The sequence below is a fragment of the Archangium sp. genome (assembly GCF_036389735.1).
Classification (GTDB): Bacteria; Myxococcota; Myxococcia; order Myxococcales; family Myxococcaceae; genus Archangium.
The window spans coordinates 1-2,287 of sequence record NZ_DASVWK010000925.1 but is presented as its reverse complement, the minus strand read 5'-3'; the positions used below and the strand labels follow the sequence as shown (position 1 = coordinate 2,287).

The window sequence follows — 2,287 nt, the reverse complement described above, 5'->3', positions numbered from 1 at the left end:
GGGCCATGGTCCTTCCCTCCGGAGTAGTCTCTGGAAGTTGACCTTGGCGGTAGCCCGGTGCTGCTTCCTCGAATTCTTGCCTGCTTCCCTGCTAGCTTCCCTTGCTAGGTAGTATCATCCGCCCGACCTTGAAAGTGGTGGGCTTGAGTACCCACTTCTCCGCCCGTCAGCGGCCCTGCTCGGCCCCTCTGCACCAGCCCGCCATCCTCAAAGCGCCCCATCTTTCATGCTCATGTCCTTACCGCAGAAGTGGGCAGCATGACCCTACTGTCCACGTAAACCGGTGCAAGCCCACCTCGCCTTTTCATTTTCGAGCGCGGATTGTGTGCATCATTTTCCACATCGTCGGCTCCTTCCTGTTCGAAGGAACCATCCCGTTCGAATGAGTTGGAGAACCACCATGCTTCGACGCTCCTGGAACACCCTGATGCTCACCACGGGCCTCGCCGCCCAGCTTGCCTGCGGGGGCTCCGCCTCCGACGCCGTCGACACGCTGGAGCAGCCGCAGGGCGTGGCCCTGATGGGCCCGAACGCCGTCCAGCGGCTCGACACGCCCCCCCTCGCGAAGGGCGTGGACGTCACGGCGCTCGTCGCTTCGGAGTACCACTCGCTCGCGGTCGCCCCCACCCTGCAAGGCAACGCCCTGTTCTCCGAGGGAAGTACCAGTTCCATCATCCAGACGAGCGACGGGGGTTATGCATTCACCGGCACGACCAAGGCACTGGGCAATGACGACATCATCCTGGTGAAGCTCGACGCCTTCCTGAATGTCCAGTGGGCCTATGCCTATGGCACCACCAACGCGGAATCCGGAGTCGAAGTCCGCCAGACGAGTGATGGCGGGTTCATGATCGCGGGACAGATCTTCCAGAGCGCCAACACCAACTTCGATTTCTATCTCGTCAGGACCGACTCCGCGGGCAACTACTACTGGCAGCTTTCCAACGGCGGAACCCTCCACGAGTACCCCAACGCCATGGAGGTCACCCCGGACGGCGGGTGCATCATCGTCGGCAAGACCCAGAGCAACCTGGGCTACCAGGATGCCTACATGGTGAAGTACTCCTCTGCGGGAGCCGTGCAGTGGATCAAGCCGTTCACCAGCGGCGCGGATGGAACCTACGAGTTCAAGGGCGTCGCCAACGTTCCAGGCGGTGGCTATGTCGCCGTCGGTTCCCGGCAGGTCAAGGTGTCCTCGACGACCTGGGAGACCTATGGCTACGCCGTGAGGGTGAACAGCGCCGGCTCGACGCTCTTCCAGGTCAACTCGGGACGGTTCGCGTACCTGCAGGCCGTGGCCGCGACCTCCACCGGCTACGTGGCCGTGGGCTACATCTATCCGGGGTCGTCCACGGTGGGCGCCGACTTCTATGCGGTCCGCTTCAACACCACGGGCGGCACCCTCTGGGCCCAGAGCCTCAATGGGGGAACTCGCGGGGATTATCTGAACGATGTCAAGGTCGCGAGTGATGGCAACTACGTCATCGCGGGCTCCATCACCCCGTCCGATACCCAGCGCAACCTCCGCCTCATGAAGCTGGACAACAGCGGAGCTCCGCTCTGGGATTTCTACCCCTACCCCAGCACCTGGGTCACGTCCGGTCAGAGCCTCGCCACGACCAGTGATGGGGGCTTCATCGCCAGCGGCGGCTACACCGACAGCACCAACACCAACTATCTGCTGCTCTCCAAGTTCTCGCTCTGAGGGAGCCCTTGTGGGCGCCAGCACGTCATGACACTGGCGCCGAACACCTACCTCCTGGGGCTGTTCCTCCCACGGGATGCCTGTTTTCAACACGAAGATGATGCCGCGCAAACAGGCCCTGTCGTCCGCCGGAGGCCGCCCTCCCTGTGGCTTGGGAGGGCGAGGGGGAGGAGGGGCTGGATGCGGCGCCAGAAGGCGTCCGGAACCAGTTCGCGGCGAGGCATGTGCAGAAAGTGGGCATGCTCCCGCCGTGTGGCCAGGTTTTGTCAGGACCTCCAAGGCGATCCGCACCTCCTCGTGCGGCGGGAATCGAACCCACGCCGAGCGGTGCGAAACTCCCAGCAGAATCGCGCCCTTACCTCGTAACGGCTCGGAATGCTTGGGAGTTGCTATCCCTCCGCGTCCCCTCCTGTCCCGCCCTGTTCCAGGTCATTCCGCAGGCTCGTACGACATACGCGCAACATGGCGGGGGCCTACCGGTGGGCTCAACGCCCTGGCGTCGGCCCACCCGGGAAGGTGACGTTCCCCAGATTGAAAACGCGGGTGCCGGGAGACTCCCAGAGGCGGGTCAAGGAGCCCAAC

General features: G+C 63.6%; 1 protein-coding gene and 1 pseudogene. One reads left to right on the top strand and one right to left on the bottom strand.

What is annotated here, in order from left to right; all coding sequences use genetic code 11:
- The first annotated feature begins 400 nt into the window (after window positions 1–400).
- The gene (locus tag VF794_RS32830) at window positions 401–1,705 is read left to right on the top strand and encodes a hypothetical protein (protein WP_331117060.1); all 1,305 of its coding nucleotides are present in this window, start codon (window positions 401–403) and stop codon (window positions 1,703–1,705) included.
- Window positions 1,706–1,719: 14 nt separating this feature from the next.
- On the opposite strand, the pseudogene VF794_RS32825 reads toward VF794_RS32830, so the two are convergent.
- A pseudogene (locus VF794_RS32825) lies at window positions 1,720–1,929 on the bottom strand (transposase); the annotation flags it as partial.
- Between the last annotated feature and the right edge of the window lie 358 nt (window positions 1,930–2,287).